General features: G+C 68.1%; 22 protein-coding genes. 14 read left to right on the forward strand and 8 right to left on the reverse strand.

Annotated elements, in window-relative coordinates:
- A partial coding sequence (locus EV650_RS40600) for a hypothetical protein (protein WP_202875332.1) occupies positions 1-327 on the forward strand: 327 nt, incomplete at its 5' end.
- 167 nt (positions 328-494) lie between these two features.
- On the opposite strand, the gene EV650_RS40605 is transcribed toward EV650_RS40600, so the two are convergent.
- On the reverse strand, positions 495-653 hold the full coding sequence (locus tag EV650_RS40605) for a hypothetical protein (protein WP_166678433.1): 159 nt from the start codon (positions 651-653) through the stop codon (positions 495-497).
- A 55-nt stretch (positions 654-708) separates the two neighbouring features.
- Between EV650_RS40605 and EV650_RS39275 the strand changes: the two genes are divergently transcribed.
- Complete coding sequence (locus tag EV650_RS39275; RefSeq protein WP_134124311.1) at positions 709-1,155, forward strand: class F sortase; 447 nt, start codon at positions 709-711, stop codon at positions 1,153-1,155.
- A gap of 18 nt (positions 1,156-1,173) precedes the next feature.
- Here the strand turns inward: EV650_RS39275 and EV650_RS39280 are convergent, their stop codons facing one another.
- The 4 genes from EV650_RS39280 to EV650_RS39295 all read right to left on the reverse strand — a co-directional run bounded on the left by EV650_RS39280 (position 1,174) and on the right by EV650_RS39295 (position 3,605).
- Positions 1,174-2,373, reverse strand: coding sequence for an RNA polymerase sigma factor (locus tag EV650_RS39280; protein ID WP_134124312.1), 1,200 nt, complete (start codon positions 2,371-2,373; stop codon positions 1,174-1,176).
- Positions 2,370-2,786 carry a YciI family protein gene (locus EV650_RS39285; RefSeq protein ID WP_134124313.1) on the reverse strand — a complete coding sequence of 139 codons (417 nt, stop codon included), beginning with the start codon at positions 2,784-2,786 and terminating at the stop codon, positions 2,370-2,372. Before EV650_RS39285 ends, EV650_RS39280 begins: the two co-directional genes overlap by 4 nt.
- Positions 2,787-2,871: 85 nt before the next feature.
- Positions 2,872-3,327 (reverse strand): DUF3515 domain-containing protein, encoded by a 456-nt coding sequence (locus EV650_RS39290; RefSeq protein ID WP_134124314.1) that lies wholly within the window; start codon positions 3,325-3,327, stop codon positions 2,872-2,874.
- A 29-nt stretch (positions 3,328-3,356) separates the two neighbouring features.
- Positions 3,357-3,605, reverse strand: coding sequence for an Lrp/AsnC family transcriptional regulator (locus EV650_RS39295; RefSeq protein ID WP_134124315.1), 249 nt, complete (start codon positions 3,603-3,605; stop codon positions 3,357-3,359).
- A gap of 117 nt (positions 3,606-3,722) precedes the next feature.
- On the opposite strand from EV650_RS39295, the gene EV650_RS39300 reads away from it, so the two are divergent.
- The 3 genes from EV650_RS39300 to EV650_RS39310 are packed head-to-tail and all read left to right on the forward strand — an operon-like array spanning position 3,723 to position 6,104.
- On the forward strand, positions 3,723-4,685 hold the full coding sequence (locus tag EV650_RS39300; RefSeq protein WP_134124316.1) for a thiamine-phosphate kinase: 963 nt from the start codon (positions 3,723-3,725) through the stop codon (positions 4,683-4,685).
- 1 nt (position 4,686) lies between these two features.
- Positions 4,687-5,505, forward strand: coding sequence for a bifunctional hydroxymethylpyrimidine kinase/phosphomethylpyrimidine kinase (gene thiD / locus EV650_RS39305; protein WP_134124317.1), 819 nt, complete (start codon positions 4,687-4,689; stop codon positions 5,503-5,505).
- The gene (locus EV650_RS39310) at positions 5,502-6,104 is read left to right on the forward strand and encodes a DinB family protein (RefSeq protein ID WP_134124318.1); all 603 of its coding nucleotides are present in this window, start codon (positions 5,502-5,504) and stop codon (positions 6,102-6,104) included. The genes thiD and EV650_RS39310 overlap by 4 nt, the downstream gene beginning before the upstream one ends.
- On the opposite strand, the gene EV650_RS39315 is transcribed toward EV650_RS39310, so the two are convergent.
- Entirely contained in the window at positions 6,082-7,248 is a 1,167-nt protein-coding gene (locus tag EV650_RS39315) for an ROK family transcriptional regulator (protein ID WP_134124319.1), read from the reverse strand. The two genes, EV650_RS39310 and EV650_RS39315, sit on opposite strands and share 23 nt — an antisense overlap.
- Positions 7,249-7,341: 93 nt before the next feature.
- On the opposite strand from EV650_RS39315, the gene EV650_RS39320 reads away from it, so the two are divergent.
- From EV650_RS39320 to EV650_RS39335, 4 genes are all read left to right on the forward strand, one after another.
- Entirely contained in the window at positions 7,342-7,962 is a 621-nt protein-coding gene (locus EV650_RS39320) for an HAD-IA family hydrolase (protein WP_134124320.1), read from the forward strand.
- A complete protein-coding gene (locus EV650_RS39325) occupies positions 7,959-9,203 on the forward strand; it encodes an MFS transporter (RefSeq protein ID WP_238174765.1) in 1,245 nt (414 codons plus the stop codon). Before EV650_RS39320 ends, EV650_RS39325 begins: the two co-directional genes overlap by 4 nt.
- 38 nt (positions 9,204-9,241) lie before the next feature.
- Complete coding sequence (locus tag EV650_RS39330) at positions 9,242-10,084, forward strand: SMP-30/gluconolactonase/LRE family protein (RefSeq protein ID WP_134124321.1); 843 nt, start codon at positions 9,242-9,244, stop codon at positions 10,082-10,084.
- Positions 10,085-10,217: 133 nt separating this feature from the next.
- Positions 10,218-10,700 (forward strand): GNAT family N-acetyltransferase, encoded by a 483-nt coding sequence (locus EV650_RS39335; RefSeq protein ID WP_134124322.1) that lies wholly within the window; start codon positions 10,218-10,220, stop codon positions 10,698-10,700.
- A gap of 285 nt (positions 10,701-10,985) precedes the next feature.
- Here EV650_RS39335 and EV650_RS39340 read toward each other — a convergent pair whose 3' ends face one another.
- On the reverse strand, positions 10,986-11,606 hold the full coding sequence (locus tag EV650_RS39340; protein ID WP_134124323.1) for an HAD family hydrolase: 621 nt from the start codon (positions 11,604-11,606) through the stop codon (positions 10,986-10,988).
- 119 nt (positions 11,607-11,725) lie between these two features.
- Here EV650_RS39340 and EV650_RS39345 point away from each other — a divergent pair, with 119 nt between their 5' ends.
- From EV650_RS39345 to rpmB, 5 genes are all read left to right on the forward strand, one after another.
- Positions 11,726-13,006 carry an ABC transporter substrate-binding protein gene (locus tag EV650_RS39345; RefSeq protein ID WP_134124324.1) on the forward strand — a complete coding sequence of 427 codons (1,281 nt, stop codon included), beginning with the start codon at positions 11,726-11,728 and terminating at the stop codon, positions 13,004-13,006.
- Positions 13,007-14,038, forward strand: a complete 1,032-nt coding sequence (locus tag EV650_RS39350; RefSeq protein WP_134124325.1) for a carbohydrate ABC transporter permease — start codon at positions 13,007-13,009, stop codon at positions 14,036-14,038. It abuts the gene before it with no gap.
- Positions 14,028-14,855 (forward strand): carbohydrate ABC transporter permease, encoded by an 828-nt coding sequence (locus EV650_RS39355; protein ID WP_134124326.1) that lies wholly within the window; start codon positions 14,028-14,030, stop codon positions 14,853-14,855. The genes EV650_RS39350 and EV650_RS39355 overlap by 11 nt, the downstream gene beginning before the upstream one ends.
- Positions 14,856-14,885: 30 nt before the next feature.
- Complete coding sequence (locus EV650_RS39360) at positions 14,886-16,874, forward strand: aldo/keto reductase (RefSeq protein WP_134124327.1); 1,989 nt, start codon at positions 14,886-14,888, stop codon at positions 16,872-16,874.
- Between the two features lie 72 nt (positions 16,875-16,946).
- Entirely contained in the window at positions 16,947-17,168 is a 222-nt protein-coding gene (gene rpmB / locus EV650_RS39365; RefSeq protein WP_134124328.1) for a 50S ribosomal protein L28, read from the forward strand.
- 72 nt (positions 17,169-17,240) lie between these two features.
- On the opposite strand, the gene EV650_RS39370 is transcribed toward rpmB, so the two are convergent.
- Positions 17,241-18,236, reverse strand: a complete 996-nt coding sequence (locus EV650_RS39370) for an SAM-dependent methyltransferase (protein ID WP_134124329.1) — start codon at positions 18,234-18,236, stop codon at positions 17,241-17,243.
- Positions 18,237-18,248: the final 12 nt, after the last annotated feature.

Here is an 18,248-nt window from a genome sequence, read left to right on the forward strand (position 1 = left end):
GCCCACGACGCCGCCCACGACGCCGCCCACGACGCCGCCCACGACGCCGCCCACGACGCCGCCCACGACGCCGCCCACGACGCCGCCCACGACGCCGCCGACCACACCTCCGACGACGCCGCCGACCACACCTCCGACGACGCCGCCGACCACGCCTCCGACCACGCCACCCACGACGCCTCCGACCACGCCGCCGACCACGCCTCCGACCACGCCACCCACGACGCCTCCGACCACGCCGCCGACCACGCCGCCCACGACGCCTCCGACCACGCCTCGGCCGCCGCAGGTGAGCAGGACTCCGCAAGGGGCTGTTGGAACGGGTGATGCGTCCGGTCTCTCGAGCGTCGTCGTCAGGCCGTGGGTTGTCCCCGGGCTCAGCTGGTTTGGCTGGAGCGGGGCCGGCACTCCGTGAGGACCGGCGCGGCGGCTCTGCTCCTCGCGGCCGTGTTGACGGCGGCCGGTTGCACCACTGAGTCAGGCACGGGGCCGACTCAGTCCGGTGCGCTACCGGCCGAGGTCGCACCGAGCGGCGCCGCTGCGCCAACCACCACCGTGATCACGCCCACCCCGAGCACGCCGGCCGCGAGCACACCGCAACGCACCGCACGACCAGGCACCCACACCCCAACACTCCGCTCGGAGCCATCCACCGCGCCATCCCGGCGGTCTTCACCCCCCGACGCGGGACACGCGCGGCCGGCTCCGATGCGGAAGTCCACCCCGATCCGGGTCAAGATCCCCGCGATCGGGGTGGATTCAGCCCTGGTCCGTCTCGGCCTCAAACGCAACGGCAGTCTGCAAGTCCCGCCGAACGGATTCCCGGCCGGATGGTTCACCGGCGCGCCCACACCGGGCGAGCGGGGTCCGGCCGTCATCGCCGGCCACGTCCACTGGGCCGGCCGGGCAGGCGTGTTCGCCCGACTGGCACAGCTGAAGCCCGGCGACTCCGTCATCGTCAGCCGGCAGGACCACTCCACCGCGGTGTTCCGGGTGAGCCGGGTCCAGCAGTATCCGAAGACCAGCTTCCCGAGCGCCGCCGTCTACGGCGACATCAACCACGCCGGGTTGCGACTGATCACCTGCGGCGGCCTCGACTACGAGTCGGCGAAGTACGAGGCCAATCTCGTAGTCTTCGCCGACCGGATCAGCTAGCCGGCCAAGCCTGGAGCTTCACAGCCTGCTGGCGCGGGCGCGCAAGTAGCGCTGCTGGGGAAGGCTTGTCGTCCGGCTCGCGGCTTCCTCGTACGCCGTTCGTGCGCCGACGGTGTCGCCTGACATCTCGAGCAGGTGCGCCCGGACCGCGGCCAGGCGGTGGTCCTTGGCGAGGTGGTCGTCGTGCTCGATCGATGCCAGCAGTTCGAGGCCGTCCGCCGGCCCGCGGGCCATCGCGACGGCGACGACGTGGTTGAGGGCGACCATCGGGTTGTCGGTGAGTTGAAGTAGCACCTCGTACAGCGCGACGATCTGCGGCCAGTCCGTCTCGTCGGCGGTCGGAGACTCGTCGTGGATCGCAGCGATCGCTGCCTGCAGCTGATACGGCCCGACCGGCCCACGCGGCAGCGTCGCCGTGATCAGCTCGACGCCTTCCTGGATCAGCTCTGGGATCCACAGCGACCGATCCTGCTCCGCCATCGGCACGAGTTCGCCGAGCGGACCGGTCCGGGCCGGTCGACGGGCATCGGTCAGCAGCAGCAACGCCAGCAGTCCCGCCACCTCCGTCTCGTCAGGAAGCAGGCGGTGCAGAATCCGCGCCAGCCGGATCCCCTCGGCCGCCAACTCAACCCGTTGCAGGCTCGAACCCGTCGTACTCGCGTAGCCCTCGTTGAAGATCAGGTAGACCACCTTGAGCACCGCGCCCAGCCGCTCGTCGCGATCGGCCGGCATCGTGAACCGCGCGCCGGTCTCCTTCACGCTCGCCTTCGCCCGGGTGATCCGCCGCGTCATGGTTGCCTCCGGCACCAGGAACGCCCGGGCGATCTCGGTCGTCGTCAGACCGCCGACCGCCCGCAGCGTCAACGCGATCTGCGACGCGGGCGACAGCGATGGGTGGCAGCACAGGAACAGCAGCACCAGCGTGTCGTCGGCGTCGCCGACCGGCTCGCCCTGCGGCGCCCACTGCGCGACCCGGTCCTCCCGCCGCTGACGAGCCTGCTCACGACGCAGCAGATCCGTCAGCCGACGGGAAGCGACGGTGATCAACCAGCCGCGCGGACTATCCGGTACGCCGTCCGCCGGCCACTGCTCCGCCGCCGCGAGCAGCGCCTCCTGCACCGCGTCCTCGGCCGTATCGAAGCGCCCGTACCGCCGTACCAACGCCCCGAGCACCTGCGGCGCCAGCTCCCGCAGCAACTCCTCGAGGGCTTGGCTCACCCGACGAGCTCCTCAGGCCCCTCCGCCATCGGCCGGATATCGGCGTACGCCGTCGCTCGCGCGAACTCGGGCGCCGGTGTGTCCGCGAGCCGGGCGGCGATCTCGGTCGCCCGGTCGAACGACTCGCACTCGACGATCCAGTACCCGGCGAGCACCTCCTGCGTCTCGGCGTACGGCCCGTCGGTCACCACCGACTGCCCGTCCTTCGACCCCAGCCGCCGGGTCAGCACCGGCGCCGCCAGCGCGCGGGTCTCGACCAACTCGCCCGATTCGGCCAGGTCGTTGTTGAACTTCTCCATGAAGGCCCCCATGGCCGCGAAGTCCTCCGGCTTCCAGGCGGGCTTCCCGGTGTCCTTGCCGGCCATCCCGTCGTAGTCCTGCTGCGACGCGTACGTGAGGATCATGTACTTCATCAGCTTCTCCCGTCGTCCGAGCGCCCACCAACCGGGCGCTTCTACCCGAGACGTCGCCCCTGCGGCCCGCAACCGGACACGACGGTCAGATACAGGGGGTGATGACCTTGTTGTGTTTTTGGATGGCGTCGGAGACGTCGGTGAGGGCGTTGGCTTCGGGGGAGTACTTCGAGGGGACCGCGACCTCGACGTACAGGGAGCGGCCGATGGTGGTGAAGATGTAGCCGTTCTGGGCCTGTTTGGCGAACCAGCCGACGCCGTTGACCTCGAAGCACTGGGACTGCGCCTCGGCCATGCCGGCCGGCTGGGCGACACCGCAGGTGATCTCGATCGGTGGGTCGCCGTACGCCGTGGTGAGGGGACTCTCGGGCGTGGTCTTCCGCCGCTTCAGATCGAGAACCTTTGCCGGCAGGGCCTGGACCAGTGGGGTGCAGGCGGCGGCGACCTCGGGGGCCGGGGAGGGGACCGGGACGAGCGTGGCGCCGGGGCTGCACCCGGCGAGCACGATCACGCCGAGTGCGGCCAGCAGGATTTTGGGCATACCGAAGGTGGACGGGTCTCCGTGGAGGCTCAGATGTGGACGACGGGACAGGTCAGCGTGCGGGTGATGCCGGGAACGTTCTGGACCCGGGCAACGACCAGCCTGCCCAGTTCGTCGACGTTGCGGGCTTCCGCGCGGACGATCACGTCGTACGGACCGGTGACGTCCTCGGCCAGGGTGACGCCCTGGACCTCGGCGATCTGTGCCGCGACGTCGGCCGCCCGGCCGACCTCGGTCTGGATCAGGATGTAGGCCTGGACCACCACGTCGTTCTCCACTCAGTCGTCCTCAGCTGGCTCCGCTCGTCCCGTAGTACTGCGGGACGCCCGGGCGTACTCGTTGCCCGGTCACGGTACCGCCTAGACTCCGCCTAGCGATATGGGAGGTCTGCTGACGTGACAGAGACGTTGGGGAGCACGGGTGAGTTCGGCCTGATCGCGGCCGTCACCAAGGGGCTGTCCACAGGTGAGGACGTCCTGGTCGGTCCCGGTGACGACGCCGCCGTGATGGCGGTGCCGGACGGGCGGATGGTGATCACGACCGACCTGCTGGTGGAGGGCCGCCACTTCCGGCAGGACTGGTCCTCGGCGTACGACGTGGGCCGCAAGGCCGCCGCGCAGAACCTGGCCGACGTCGCGGCGATGGGCGCCCGGCCCACCGCGCTGGTGGTCGGCTTCGGCGGTCCAGCCGAGCTGCCGACGGCCTGGGCGCTGGAGCTCAACCAGGGTCTGGTCGACGAGTGTGAGCTGGTCGAGGCGAGCATCATCGGCGGCGACACGGTCCAGTCCGACAAGATCGTCGTCTCGGTGACCGCTTTCGGCTCGCTCGACGGGCGCCAGCCCGTGTTGCGGTCGGGTGCACGTCCCGGTGACGAGGTCGCGTACGTCGGCCGGCTGGGCTGGGCCGAGGCCGGCTGGGCGGTCCTCGCCCGCGGGTTCCGTTCACCACGAGCCGTCGTCGAGGCGCATCGCCGCCCACAACCGCCGTACGCCGAAGGTCCGCGGGCTGCGCTCGCCGGAGCCTCCTCGCTGTGTGATGTGAGCGATGGTCTGCTGTCGGACCTCGGTCATATCGCCGTCGCGAGTCAGGTGATCATCGACGTCCACACGAAGGCGTTGACCGTGCCGGAGCCGCTGCAGGCGGTCGCGGCGGCGACCGGTGTGGACGCGCTGAAGTTCGTGCTGACCGGTGGTGAGGACCACGCTCTGGTCGGCACCTTCGAGCCGGCCGACGTGCCGGAGGGCTGGACCGTCATCGGTTCGGTTGCTGAGGGCAACGAAGAGCGCCCGGCCGGGACCGTGACGGTGGACGGCTCGCCGTATGCTGACGAGACCGGCCACGCCCACTTCAGGAGTTGAGATGACGGTTGGGATGGCACCGCCGAGAGTGTTGACGATCGCCGGTTCGGACTCCGGTGGCGGGGCTGGGATCCAGGCGGACCTGAAGGCGATGCTTGCCAACGGTGTACACGGCATGAGCGTGTTGACCGCGATCACCGCGCAGAACAGCATCGGCGTCCAGGGCGCCTGGGAGCTGCCGGAGGAGCAGGTGCGGGCCCAGTTCCACAGCGTGGTCGACGACATCGGGGTCGACGCGGTGAAGACGGGCATGCTGGCGTCCTCGGCGATGGTCGAGGTCGTCGCGTCATTGCTGCGGACGCTGCCGCCGTCGGTGCCGATCGTGGTCGACCCGGTCTCGGTGTCGAAGCATGGCGACGCGCTGCTCGCTGCTGACGCGATGGCCGCCGTACGGTCGGAGATCGTCCCACTCGCCACCGTCCTCACCCCGAACCTCACTGAGCTCGGACCGCTCGCCGATGTCGAGCTGGAGACCATCGAGGACCGCGAGCTCGCCGCGAAGCTCCTGCTGGACGTAGGCGCGTCCTGGGTGCTGGTGAAGGGCGGCCACGACGTCGGTACGGCGTCTGTCGACGTACTGCACGGCCCTGGGGTGCGGCGTTCGTACAGCGCGGTCCGTGCCGACAACAGGCACACGCACGGCACCGGATGCACGCTGGCGAGCACCATCGCGTCGTACCTGGCTCGTGGGTACGACGTACCGGGTGCGGTGGGCGCTGCGAAGGAGTACGTGACCGGTGCGATCGCGGCCGGGTTCGCACTCGGCTCCGGCATCGGACCGGTCGATCACGCGTGGAGATTCAAAGGGAGTACCAGTTGATCAAGCAGCCCCCGGTCGACGGGTACTGCGAGCAGTGCGGGTTCGACTACGACACGGGTGACCTGCAGGGCACGGTGACCCTGCTGATCCGGCAGTCGGCGGACTGCAGCATGGCGCTGACGAAGGCCGCGGCTGGTCCCGACTCGAGCGTGGTCCGCCTGCGGCCGGAGCCGGACGTGTGGTCCGCGATCGAGTACGCCTGTCACGTCCGCGACGTACTCGAAGTGCAGCGGCTGCGGATCGCGCAGTGCCTGGCCGAGGACCGGCCGGTGTACGCGCCGATGGACCGGACCGGTCGGGTCAAGCAGCAGAAGTACGAGGACCAGGACCCGATGGAGGTCGCGGCGGCACTGGTGCGGTTCGCGAAGGAGTTCGGTGCGGCGGCGCGGGTGCTGCGTCCGCAGGAGTTGGGGAAGCTGGGGCTCTACAACTATCCGGTGCGAGCGCCGCGCACGCTGGGCTGGGTCATCCGGCACACCGCGCACGAGATCCAGCACCACCGGCACGACATCATCGAGATCCTGGCGAAGCTGGAGCCGCCGATCGTGCCTAAGCCGAAGGTCGAAGAAGAAGACGTCATCGAAGAGGTAGTCGAGTAGCTACCCAGGCTGCGATTGCGGGCTCGGTGGTGAGCTGGTCGAGCGCCAGGGCGGCAGCGCCTCGGAGCGGGCCGTCGGGCTGGTGAGTCGCGGGCAGGACCGGCGGGGGAGAGTCGCGGTGGAACGTCATCAGACCGCCCAGGTACGCCTCCTCGAAGCTACGCTCAGCCGCCGCGCGCAGCGGGATCGCGAGACTCCCGATGGTCACCACATCCGGGTCGTGCGCGTTGACGAGACCTGCGATGCCACTGCCTAGCGCAGCGACCACTTTGGTGACGGCGGCGCGTGCGGTCCGGTCTGTGCGCCGCAGTACCTCCTCTGCGTAGGCAACGGGGTCGTCCGGTGTCGGCTGCTTCAGGTGGCGTGCCAGAGCGCGGCCGTCGATCTCCAGGTCCCAGCAGCCGCGTGCACCGCACGGACACGAGCGGGAACGGTCGCCGAAGGGCATGTGGCCGTACTCGCCACCTGCACCGGACACGCCTTGTGCTGGTACGCCGTCGATCAGCAGGGTCCCACCGATACCCACCTCGACGATGAGGTGCACCGCCGTACCTGCTCCTGCCGCAGCGCCCGTTCGGGCCTCCGCTACACCACTCAACGTCGCGTCGTTGCCGGCGAGCAGGGGCAGCCCTTCGGTGGTGACCTGTGCGAGGTCCAGTTCGTCCCACTCCAGCGTGGGTGCCTGCATGAGGTGGTTGTCGCGGACTGAGCCCGGTACGGCCAGGCTGAGCATCCGCAGCCGGTCGCCGTACTGCTGCTGTGCCTGCTCCACCTGGCGCCGCAGGTTGTTCAGCACGACCTGTGGCCGCCTGCTCCGGTGCCGGCGGTATTGCGGGTCCAGCAGCGACCCGTCCAGCGTCACCACGGCACTCCGCCAACTGCTCTGCCGCAGGTCGAGTGCCAGCACCACAGGTCCCTGCGGATGCGCCCGCAACAGCGTGGTCGGCCGACCACGCCCCTGACTCGGAGCAGGTACTTCGGTCAGCAGCTGTACGTCGCGCAGCCGAGCGGTCACCTCGGTCGCCGAACCCGTACTCAGCCGCAGGGTGCGCGCGAGCGCCGCCCGGGTGATCCCAGGCTGACGGGACAGCTGGGTCAGCACGTCCGAAGCCGTCTGCCACTGCCCGCGACGCACTGGAGTCATCAGCTGCCTTTCACGCTGTACTTCACCCTGGGCCGCTTTCACCCTGTGCCGAGAGAGTTTATGCTCGGAGGACGAGTTTAATCGGGAGGGGTCATGGAAATCCGGGACATCCGCGCCGTCCTGTTCGACATGGACGGCACGCTGGTCGACTCCGACGCGGTCGTCGACCGCAGCTGGAGCCGTTGGGCGATCGAGTACGGCGTACCGCCCGCCGACGTACTCGCGATCGCGCACGGCAACCCGGCCAAGGCGACCATCACCCGGATGCGGCCCGACCTCACGCCGGCCGAGGTGGCGGTCGCGGTCGCACGGGTCCTGGACATCGAGTCCGACGACGTATCCGACGTCGTACCCACTCCTGGCGCTCTCGAGCTGACGACGTTGCTCGATCGGACAGCCGTGCCGTGGGCCGTTTACACGAGTGCGTCGACCAGGCTCGCCAAGGTTCGGTTGGACGCGGTCGGGGTCTCGCCGTCGATCCTCGTCACACTCGACGACGTCACGCACGGCAAACCGAATCCGGAGGGCTACCTTCGCGCCGCCGAGTTGCTCGGCGTACAGGCCACGCAGTGCCTGGTGGTCGAGGACACTGTGGTCGGCCTGACAGCCGGCCGCGCCTCCGGTGCCCTGACCGCCGGTCTCAAGGGCATCCCCGCCGACATCCAGCTGACCGACCTACACCAGCTCGCCGAGCTCATCAAAGGCCCCGAGTGACCGCCGGAACGGCGGCTCGAGTGGACGCGGGGACTCGTGGGGACGAATTCCAGATCGGCATCGCACTGTCGGCAATGGGGTTCGTACTGGCCGGACTCGGCGCCTGCGTGGCGATCCTCGCCCGCGACTTGGACGAACCGACGGGCAGGCTCGCGCTGCTGTCGTCGGGCTTCGCGGTCGGGCTGCTCGTTGTCGCGCTGATCGGCCCGCGCTTACTGCGGTCGTGGCCAATCCCGAGGGTTCTCGCCTTCGGCTCGGTCGTCTGCGCGATCGGAGCAGTCCTGATCGCAGTCGCCCCGACGTACACCCTCGCGATTGCCGGCGGACTCTTCGTCGGCCTGGGCGGCGCCCTACTGGTCCTGGTCGCACCGCTCCTACTCAACGGACCAACGGCCGCGGCCCGACTCAGTCGAGTCAACGCCGTCGCCAGCGGCACCGGCATCCTCGCGCCCCTAGCCATCGGCGCCCTCGACGGCCTAGGCCCCAGCGGCCGCCTAGCGATGATCGCCGCCGCCCCACCGCTGCTCCTGCTCGCCGTCCTCACCCGCCGATCTCAGTCACCGCGTCCAGGCCTGGCCGGCCAACGCGTGGAGCCGACGGTCTCCGAGCGCGGGCACGTCGAGCCGCCCGTAGCGGTGCTGATTGATTCTGCTCCGGCGGTGGGGCTCGGGCGGAAGTGGCGGGGCCGGGTGGGGCGGCAGGTCGTCGTGGATGTGGGGGTTGGGTGGCTGCGCGTCGTACTCGCGGTGTCGGTGGAGTTCTGCTTCGTGGTGTGGGCGGTGGCGCGGTTGGTGGCGACCGGGTTGCCGACGGCAACGGCCGCGTTGCTCGGGAGCGCGTTCCCGATCGGGATGGCGATCGGGCGGGCGATCGGTCCGATTCGCTGGCGTGGCTGGTCGCCCGTGCTGCCGTCGGGTGCGCTGGCGGCGTGCGGCACGTTGCTGGTCAGCCTGTTCGACTCCCCGGCTCTCGTCGCCCTGGGTCTGGTAGTGGCGGGCCTCGGCGTTGCGCCCCTTTATCCGGTCACGCTCGCCTCCCTGGTCGCGACCCCTGGACTCAGTTCGGCCCGCCTGTCCGCGATCGGCGCGCTGGCGTCCGGTACGGCGATCCTGGTCGCGCCTGCGGTCCTCGCCGTACTCGCCCGGGTCGTGGACCTGCGTACGGCGTACCTGGTGACGTTGCCGCTGATCGCCGTACTTTTCCTGCTCAGCCGTCGATCTGACCGGACCTCGTTCGTGTAGTGGGTGAAAGCAGCCCGATCGACGAATGAGGTGGCGTGATGTCCGAATCGAAACTCCTGCTCGACGGCCTGGGGATGCCCGAGTCGGCCCGCTGGCACGACGGACGGCTGTGGTTCACCAACTGGATCGAGCAGCAGGTGGTCGCGGTCGACGCCGACGGCAAGGCGGAGTACTTCGACGTACCGGTCGAGCGGTTGATGGGCTGGTCCATCGAGTGGCTGCCGGACGGCCGGATGCTGACGACCGGCGACAGACTTCGGCGCTACGAGCCCGATGGATCGGTCACGGTGCTGGCCGAGCAGGTTGCCAACGAGATCGTGGTCGATGCCCGGGGCAACGTTTATCTGAACGGTGCGGACTTCGACTTCGCCGGTGGTGAGGCGCCGAAACCCGGCTGGATCAAGCTCGTCACGCCCGACGGGCAGGTCCGGGAGGTCGCCGACGAGATCCAGTTCCCGAACGGGATGGTGCTCACGCCGGACGGGCGGATGCTGGTCATCTCGGAGTCGTTCGCCGGCCGGCTGACCGCGTTCGACGTCGAGCCGGGCGGCGGGTTGTCCAACCGGCGTGTGTTCGCGGAGAACCTTGGCCCGGACGGCATCTGCCTCGATGCCGAGGGCGCCATCTGGGTACAGACTGGCGAGGAGGCTGTCGTCCGGGTCGCCAAGGGCGGCGAGATCCTGCAGCGCATCGACCTGCCCGAGAACCGGGCTCCGTTCGCGCTGACTCTGGTCGACTTCGACGGGCCGACGCTCTGCATCCTGACGTCGGAGTGGCGGATGAACGACAGCATCACCGACAACCTTGGCCGGCTGAGGAACGGCCCGCGTACCGGCCAGGTCCACGCCGTGCAGGTCGCCGTACCGCCAGTCGGCCGATAATCTAACGGCCATGGAGTGCTTCGCCGCCGGGCGTACCCGGCGCTGACCGCGGCTCACCGCCCCTGCTTTGCAGGTAGTGCGGTGTGCCGGTCACGCCTGCCCGGATTTCCTTCACTCGTGAGAGGCACACTCCATGCACATCCGCACGTACGTCGACGCTGACCTGGCCCGGCTCATCGACCTGACCATCGACACCTTCGGGCCGTTCTACGAGGAATCGTTCCGCCCACTGGTTGGCGAGACGATCTTCACCCACCAGCACGGCAACTGGCGGGACGACTACCGCAAGCAGGTCGCCGGGTTGCATGACCCGGCGCAGCACAAGTACGTCGCCGTTGCGGAGGAAAGCGGCGTGCTGCTTGGGTATGTCGCCTGGGATGTCGACCCGGCCCGACCGAAAGGCACCGTCGAGCTGCTCGCCGTCGCACGGGAACATCGGCGGTCGAACGCCGGCACCGCGCTGTGCGAACACGCCTTCGAGGCGATGCGCTCCGAAGGCGCGGAGTACGTCGAGATCGGCACCGGCGGCGACGACTTCCACGCCCCGGCCCGAGCCTTCTACGAATCCCTCGGCTGCGCGAAGCTCCCACTCGCGGTCTACTTCCGCGACCTGTAGATTCCGTCAACATTCCAGCCGCCGAGTCGTGGATTTGGGTTGCGATTCGCGACCGCGATCCACGACTCGGCGAACCGGGTGGGAACAGATCCGCACGACTCGACGGCTCCGCGGCCGGGGGTGACGGACTTGAGCGGGCCAGAGCGTAAGCGCGACTACACCGCGGCGGGAGAGCGTGAACGTGGGCGATCGGACATGCGGTGCCTCCAGGGAGCGGCTGGTGGACTGTCCTACGTTGTCAGCTGTCCGGCGACGATGCCACAGCCGTCACGCCATCACAAGACTTCAGTCCGGAATCGGCAGCCCGTAACGCCGAAGCAGCTCCTCCAGCGCCGGTACGCCGGCCGACAGGTCGTACAGCTCGGCCTGCAGTCCGACGCTCGAAGCACCCGCCACATTGGCGACGTTGTCGTCGATGAACAGCACCGACGAAGCGGGCACGTCCAGCGAACCGAGGATGGCCCGGAAGTACGCCGGATCCGGCTTGGCCAGCCCGAGGTCGCACGAGTAGAAGGTCTGGTCGAACCAGTCGCCGTACCCGCGCTCGTCCTGCATGATCGCCCGCCGGTACGCCTGCTGGTTGGTCGCGAGGTGACACTCGACCCCGGCCGCGCGCAACCCGGAGATCAGCGACACGACCCCAGGCTCCGCGGCGAACCAGCTCCACGGCTCGAGCGCCTCGTCGACGGAAGCCGACGAGTTCCACCGCCGCAGTACGTCGGCCACCGCGTCCCGGAAGTCACCCTTGCCGACCAGTGACGGCTTCTCGGCCGCCATCAGATCCGCGACGAATGCCTCCCCGTCGGCGGGGACAAGAGAACCGAGTTTGGTCCACCAATCGCGACTGGGGCGCTGGATCACGCCGTCGGCGTCGAAGAGGACGGCGGTGACGGTTCGCATCATCATGAGACCAATCTTGTCACCGGAGCCTTGACCGGTTCAGTCGGTATGCGCTTACCTAATGGCTACGTAAACATATCTGGACACCTTCCGGCGAAATCCAACAGAAAGCGCCAGGTGAGGCTATGACCTTGAGCAGAAGGCACTTCCTCGCGGTCGGCGGCTCCGCAGCCGCGGCCGCCACGGGACTCACCGGCTGCGGATCCCGCAGCTCACTGGGCAGCTCGAACGAGCTCAGCATGTGGACCTGGGTCGGATCCGTCAACGACGGTCTGATCAGTCAGGCGGAGAAGGCGATCCCGGGGTACGACGGCATGAAGCTGTCGATGACCCGGATCGGGTCGAACTACAAGACCAAGGTGCTGACCGCGCTGGCGGGCAAGTCCCTGGTCCCGGACATCGTCGCGATCAACGACGACGTCGCGACCTACTTCCCGAACGCCGATCAGTTCTACGACCTGAACGAGCTCGGCGCCAAGGACCTGGCGGACGACTTCCTGCCCTGGAAGTGGAAGCTCGGGATCACCCAGCAGAACAAGATGATGGCCTACCCGATGGACACTGGGCCGACCGCGCTGTTCTATCGGACGGACACGTTCCAGAAGGCCGGTATCGACATCGATCCCGCCGCCGTCGCCGAGCTGGCGCCGGACTGGGACACCTACATCGCGCTGGGCAAGAAGGTGAAGCAGGCGGTGCCCGGCTCGTCGATCACCGACAACATCACCGGCATCTACGGCTACCGGATGGCGCAGCAGTCCAAGCGCTACATGACCGCGGACGGCCAGTACATCGGCGATCAGGACCACGTCCGGGAGGCCTTCGATCTCTCCGTCCGGGTCGTGAAGGAAGGGTTGTCGGCGAACGCGCAGAACTCGACCGACAAGAACGCCGTTGTCACCAACGGCAAGCTGGTCGCCTACAACGCGGCCGTCTGGTGGGCGCAGCTCGGGCCGAAGAACGCGGCACCGAAGACCAAGGGACTCTGGCGGGTTACGGCGGCTCCTGGTGGCGCCGGCAACAAGGGCGGGTCCTTCCTGGCCATCACGAAGTACTGCAAGAACCCGAAGGCGGCGTTCGCCTTCATCAGCTGGCTGGAGTCGGCGAAGAACCAGGCCCAGGCCTTCCTGGACCCGGTCCTGTTCCCGTCCACGCCGGCCACCTACACGGACAAGACGCTCGCCGCTCCCGATCCGTTCTTCGGCGGGCAGCAGATCGTCGACGTGTTCGCGGAGTCCGCGAAGAAGTACCCGGGCGCGTACTTCTCGCCCTACGACACCATCATCGACACGCCGATCAGCTCCGAACTGGTGAACGTCGAGGCATCCGGCAAGAACCCGGACCAAGCCTGGGCCGACGCCCAGCGGCAGGTCGAGCGCGAGCTCACCCGAGCGGGGGCGATCTGAATGGCCGTGACCAGCAAAGCCGTTCCGGCGACGGTCAGCGCGACCGCCGCGGCCGGCGACAAGCCGCCGAACAAGTACCGTCAGGCCTTGCCGCAGTACACCGCGGTCGCGCCGTTCTTCATCCTGTTCGCGATCTTCGGCGCGTTCCCGGTGCTGTTCTCGATCTGGATCTCGTTCCACTCCTGGGACGGCATCGGCCAGATGAAATGGGTCGGGCTGGAGCAGTACCACTACCTGCTCACCGACGCGACGTTCTGGAAGACGATCGGGAACACGCTGATCATCTGGGTGCTGTCGACCGTGCCGATGTTGCTGCTGGCGTTGGTGATCGCCAACGCGCTGCACAACGCGACCCGGCTGCGCACCTTCTACCGGATCGCCTACTTCATCCCGAACGTCACCTCGGTGGTCGCGATCACCCTGGTGTTCGGATCGATTTTCTCCAACAACTTCGGCCTGCTGAACGCGTTCCTGCAGTCGATCGGACTCGGCCAGATCGAATGGCTGACCCAACCGTGGGGGATCAAGATCGCGATCGCCACCATCGTCACCTGGCGGTGGGTCGGCTACAACGCGATCATCTACCTCGCCGGCTTGCAGGCTATCTCCCAGGACGTGTACGAGGCGGCCAAGGTGGACGGCGCGAGCACCCGGCAGACGTTCTGGCGGATCACCGTCCCGATGATGCGACCGGTCATCCTGTTCACCGCGGTCACCTCGACCATCGGCGGGCTGCAGATCTTCACCGAGTCCCGCGTGCTGTTCGGTGACACCAGCAACATCGGCGGCCCGGGCGACGCCGGTCTGACCATCGTTTCGTACCTGTACCAGAGCGCGTTCATCAAGAACCAGTTCGGGTACGGCGCCGCTGTCGGCTGGGCGTTGTTCATCCTGATCGTGCTGTTCAGCATCATCAACTGGCGGCTGATCGGCGGAAACGACGACGAACGGGTGACCCGACGCGCCGCTCGGCGAGTGGAACGCAAGATCGCAGCCCAGAATGCCAAGAGGGAGGCCGCAGATGTCCATTGAGCGCTTGCGTACCGCTGTCGGCCACATCGTGCTGATGTTCGGGGTGCTGGTCTCGATCTTCCCGTTCTACTGGATGCTCGTGATGGCCTCGAACACCACACCGGACATCTTCAGCTACCCGCCGAAACTGCTGGTCGGATCCCACCTGTTCGAGAACATGGGCAAGGTGCTCGACAACATCAACTTCTTCGGCTCGATGCTGCTCACCCTGGTCGCGTCCCTCGGGGTCACGGTCCTGGTGCTGTTCTTCGACTCGCTGGCCGCTTTCGCGTTCGCGAAGTACGACTTCCCGGGCCGGAACGTCCTGTTCGCCATACTGCTCGCGACCTTCATGATCCCGACCCAGCTCTCGCTGGTGCCGCAGTTCGTCACGCTGGCCGAGTTCGGCTGGATCGGGTCGCTGAAAGCACTCATCATCCCGGGTGCGGCGAACGCGTTCGGGATCTTCTGGATGCGTCAGTACGCCCGCGGCGCGATCCCCGACGAACTCATCTCGGCCGCCAAGGTCGACGGCGCCGGCTTCTTCCGGCAGTACTTGACCGTCGGCCTGCCGGTACTTCGGCCCGGCCTGGCCTTCCTCGGCATCTTCACGTTCATCAACGTCTGGAACGACTACCTCTGGCCGCTGATCGTGATGACCGACCCGAACCGCCTCACCCTGCAGGTCGCACTCGACCAGCTCAACGGCATCTACGGCACCGACTACTCAATGGTGATGGCCGGTGCATTGATGAGCGTCATCCCCCTGATCGGCGTGTTCCTGATCGGCGCGCGTTCGTTCATCGCCGACCTGGCGGCAGGCGCCATGAAGTTCTGATCCGAAACTACGAAGACAACGGGATTCCTTTTGACTGACACCAAGCTCCGCTGGGGCATTATCGGCACCGGCAACATCGCTTCCCGGTTCGCCAGCCAGGTGCCGACGTCGAAGACCAACGAGGTCGTCGCCGTCGGCAGCCGGTCCCTCGAGTCGGCGAACACCTTCGCCGACAAGTGGGACATCGCGAACCGGCACGCGTCGTACGACGACCTGCTGGCCGACGAGTCCGTCGACGCGGTCTACATCGCCACTCCGCACCCGATGCACGTCGAGTGGGCGATCAAGACCGCCGAGGCCGGCAAGCACGTGCTGTGCGAGAAACCGCTCGCGATCAACCGGGCCTGGTCGGAGGCGATGATCGAGGCCGCCGTACGCAACGACGTCTTCCTGATGGAGGCGTACATGTACCGGTGCCTGCCGCAGACCAAGCTGGTCGCCCAGCTGGTCCGCGACGGCGAGCTCGGCACCGTCCACCAGATCCAGGCCACCTTCGCGTTCGCCGCGGGCTTCCGGCCGGAGAGCCGGATCTTCGCCGACGAACTGGCCGGCGGCGGCATCCTCGACGTCGGCGGCTACCCGGTGTCGTACGCACGGCTGATCGCCGGCATCGCGGCCGGGCAGCCGTTCGCCGACCCGGCCGCGGTCAGCGCGGTCGGGCACGTCGGCGAGACCGGCGTGGACGAGTGGACGGTGGCGACGCTGTTCTTCGACGGCGGCGTCACCGCGCAGGTCAGCACCGGCGTACGGCTGTCCGACCGGAACCAGGTCCGGATCTTCGGCAGCGAGGGGTACCTCGTCGTCGAGGACCCGTGGTTCGGCGGCGACGGCAAGCCGACCCACGTCACGCTGCACAAGGTGGGGGAGGAGCCGCGGGACATCTCCGCGGAGCCGGCCCTCATCTACGCGGCGGAGGCCGAGGCCGTGCAGGCCGCAGTACAGGCCGGTGCGAAGCAGGCGCCGGAGATGAGCTGGGCCGACACACTCGGCAACCTCACCGTCCAGGACCAGTGGCGGGCGGCGATCGGGCAGCAGTACGCGAGCGAGCGGGACGACGCGAAGGTCCCGACCGCGACCGGACGACCGCTGGCCCGGCGCGACGACGCCCCGATGACGTACGGCAAGGTGCCCGGCCTGGACAAGCAGGTGTCCCGGCTCGTCATGGGTGTGGACAACCAGCAGACGCTGCCGCACGCCGCGGTGATCTTCGACGACTTCGTCGAGCGCGGCGGTACGACGTTCGACACGGCGTACATCTACGGCGGTGGACGCGGCGAGCGGCTCCTCGGCCAGTGGATGAAGTCCCGTGGCAACCGCGACGACGTGGTCGTGATCGGCAAGGGTGCGCACACCCCGCACTGCAACCCGGAGTCGATCACCCGGCAGCTGCACGAGAGCCTGGAGCGGCTGCAGACCGACCACGTCGATCTGTACCTGATGCACCGCGACAACGAGGAGATCGGTGTCTCGGAGTTCGTCGACGTCATGGACGAGCACTTCAAGGCCGGCCGGATCAAGGCGTACGGCGGCTCCAACTGGTCGCTGGAACGCTTCGACGAGGCCAACGCGTACGCCGAGGCAAACAGCAAGCAGCCGTTCACGCTGCTCAGCAACCACCTCAGCCTCGCCCGGGCGTACGACGTACCGTGGGCCGGCTGCCGGCATGTGTCGGACGACGAATCGCAGGCCTGGTTGCGGGAGCGGCAGGTCGCCCTGTTCCCGTGGTCGAGCCAGGCACGCGGGTTCTTCACCGGCCGGGCCAAGCCGGAGGACACCTCGGACTCCGAGCTCGTGCGCTGCTTCTACTCCGACGAGAACTTCCGCCGGCTGGACCGCGCGCGGGAGCTGGCGAAGGCCAAGGGAGTCGAGCCGACCGCGATCGCTTTGGCGTGGCTGCTGCACCAGCCGTATCCTGTATTTCCGCTGATCGGGCCGCGGCACGTCAGCGAAACACGCACCTCGACACCGGGTCTTTCGGTGTCGTTGACCGAGGACGAAGTGGCCTACCTCACGTCCTGAAGCCGAATTGGTGGCTCGCTGACACCCATGTAACATGGTCTGTCGGTGTCACGACCCTGAACACGGAGAATCATGTCTAAGAAGTGCGATGTCTGCGGCAAGCAGCCGACGTTCGGCAACAGCGTTGCCCGCTTGGGTAAGGGCGCGATGATCCGGCGGGTCAAGGCTCGTACGCCCCGCCGTTTCAACCCCAACATCCAGCCGGTCCGGGCGATCATCAAGGGAACCCCGACCAAGCTGAAGGTGTGCACCTCCTGCATCAAGGCGGGAAAGGTCCAGCGCGTCGTCGGCTGACCTCAGCTTTCCTCCGTGTAGGGCCTTCGAACAGGCGTCCGGCTAACCCCGGGCGCCTCTTCGTGTTTCCGTTTAATGCTTCCGGGCGACGACGGTGATCTCGTTCCGGTTGTGATGCAGCTGCCGCGCGTGCAGGACGTCGTACCCCTGCCGGAGCACGTCCAGGCCGCGCCGGGCGCCGTCGAGCGGGTTCTTCCCGCCGCCCTTCAGCGTCACGACCGCCAATCCGCCGCTGGCCAGGTGGCCGGCCGCGTCGAGCATCATCCGGGCGCTCAGCTCCTGGTCCATCCGCATGTCGTTCACCACCACGTCGAACCGCACCCGGTTGGCCGCGAAAAACCGGCCCGCCGTCGTCGCCTCGTGATGGATCCGGCGATCGCCCCGCAGCCGCGGGTCCAGCGAACCCGGGTCCACCGACCACACCTCCTGCCCGTGCTGCCGCAGGATCCGCGTCCAGCCGCCCGGTGAGGCGCCGAGGTCGACCGCCTTCCCAGCCGCCGGCAACTCCAGCCCGAAGGTCGCGATCGCTTCCTCGAGCTTGAACTCGGACCGCGAAACCCGCTCGTCTCCACGAGCCAGCCGCATCCGCCCACCCGGCCAGTCCGACAAGCTGTCCGCCAGCCGGTTCACACCGATGACCAACTGCTTCCCGGCTACGACTCCGGACACGACGACGTCCTGCCCGGATCGGGTGCTCGTCACCCCACGACTGGCCAGCGCGTCGACGATCAGGTGGTGGTACGAGCTACCGGTGCCATCCACCCAGGTCTGCACCGCGACCGACTTGGCCGAGATCTCCTCCAGCAGCGTCGTCGCGAGCTCGGACTCGGTCGGCAGGTCGTCCAGCGGGTAGCCGGCGATCTCCCGGGTCAGGTGCCGGACGAACATGATGCGGCCTTCGTCACACGCCGCCGCGAACTCCTCGACCGGAACCGCGGTGTCGGCCAGCCGGGCCACCTCGGCCCCGAGCCGCTCGAACCGGTGCTCACCAGGAAACGCCTCGCGGATCTCGCGGACCGCGTACCGGTAACTGTCGGACGCGAACGAGAACAGAACGGAGCGAGGCACAGCACATGGTAA

Source organism: Kribbella kalugense (assembly GCF_004365875.1).
Taxonomy (GTDB): Bacteria; Actinomycetota; Actinomycetes; order Propionibacteriales; family Kribbellaceae; genus Kribbella; species Kribbella kalugense.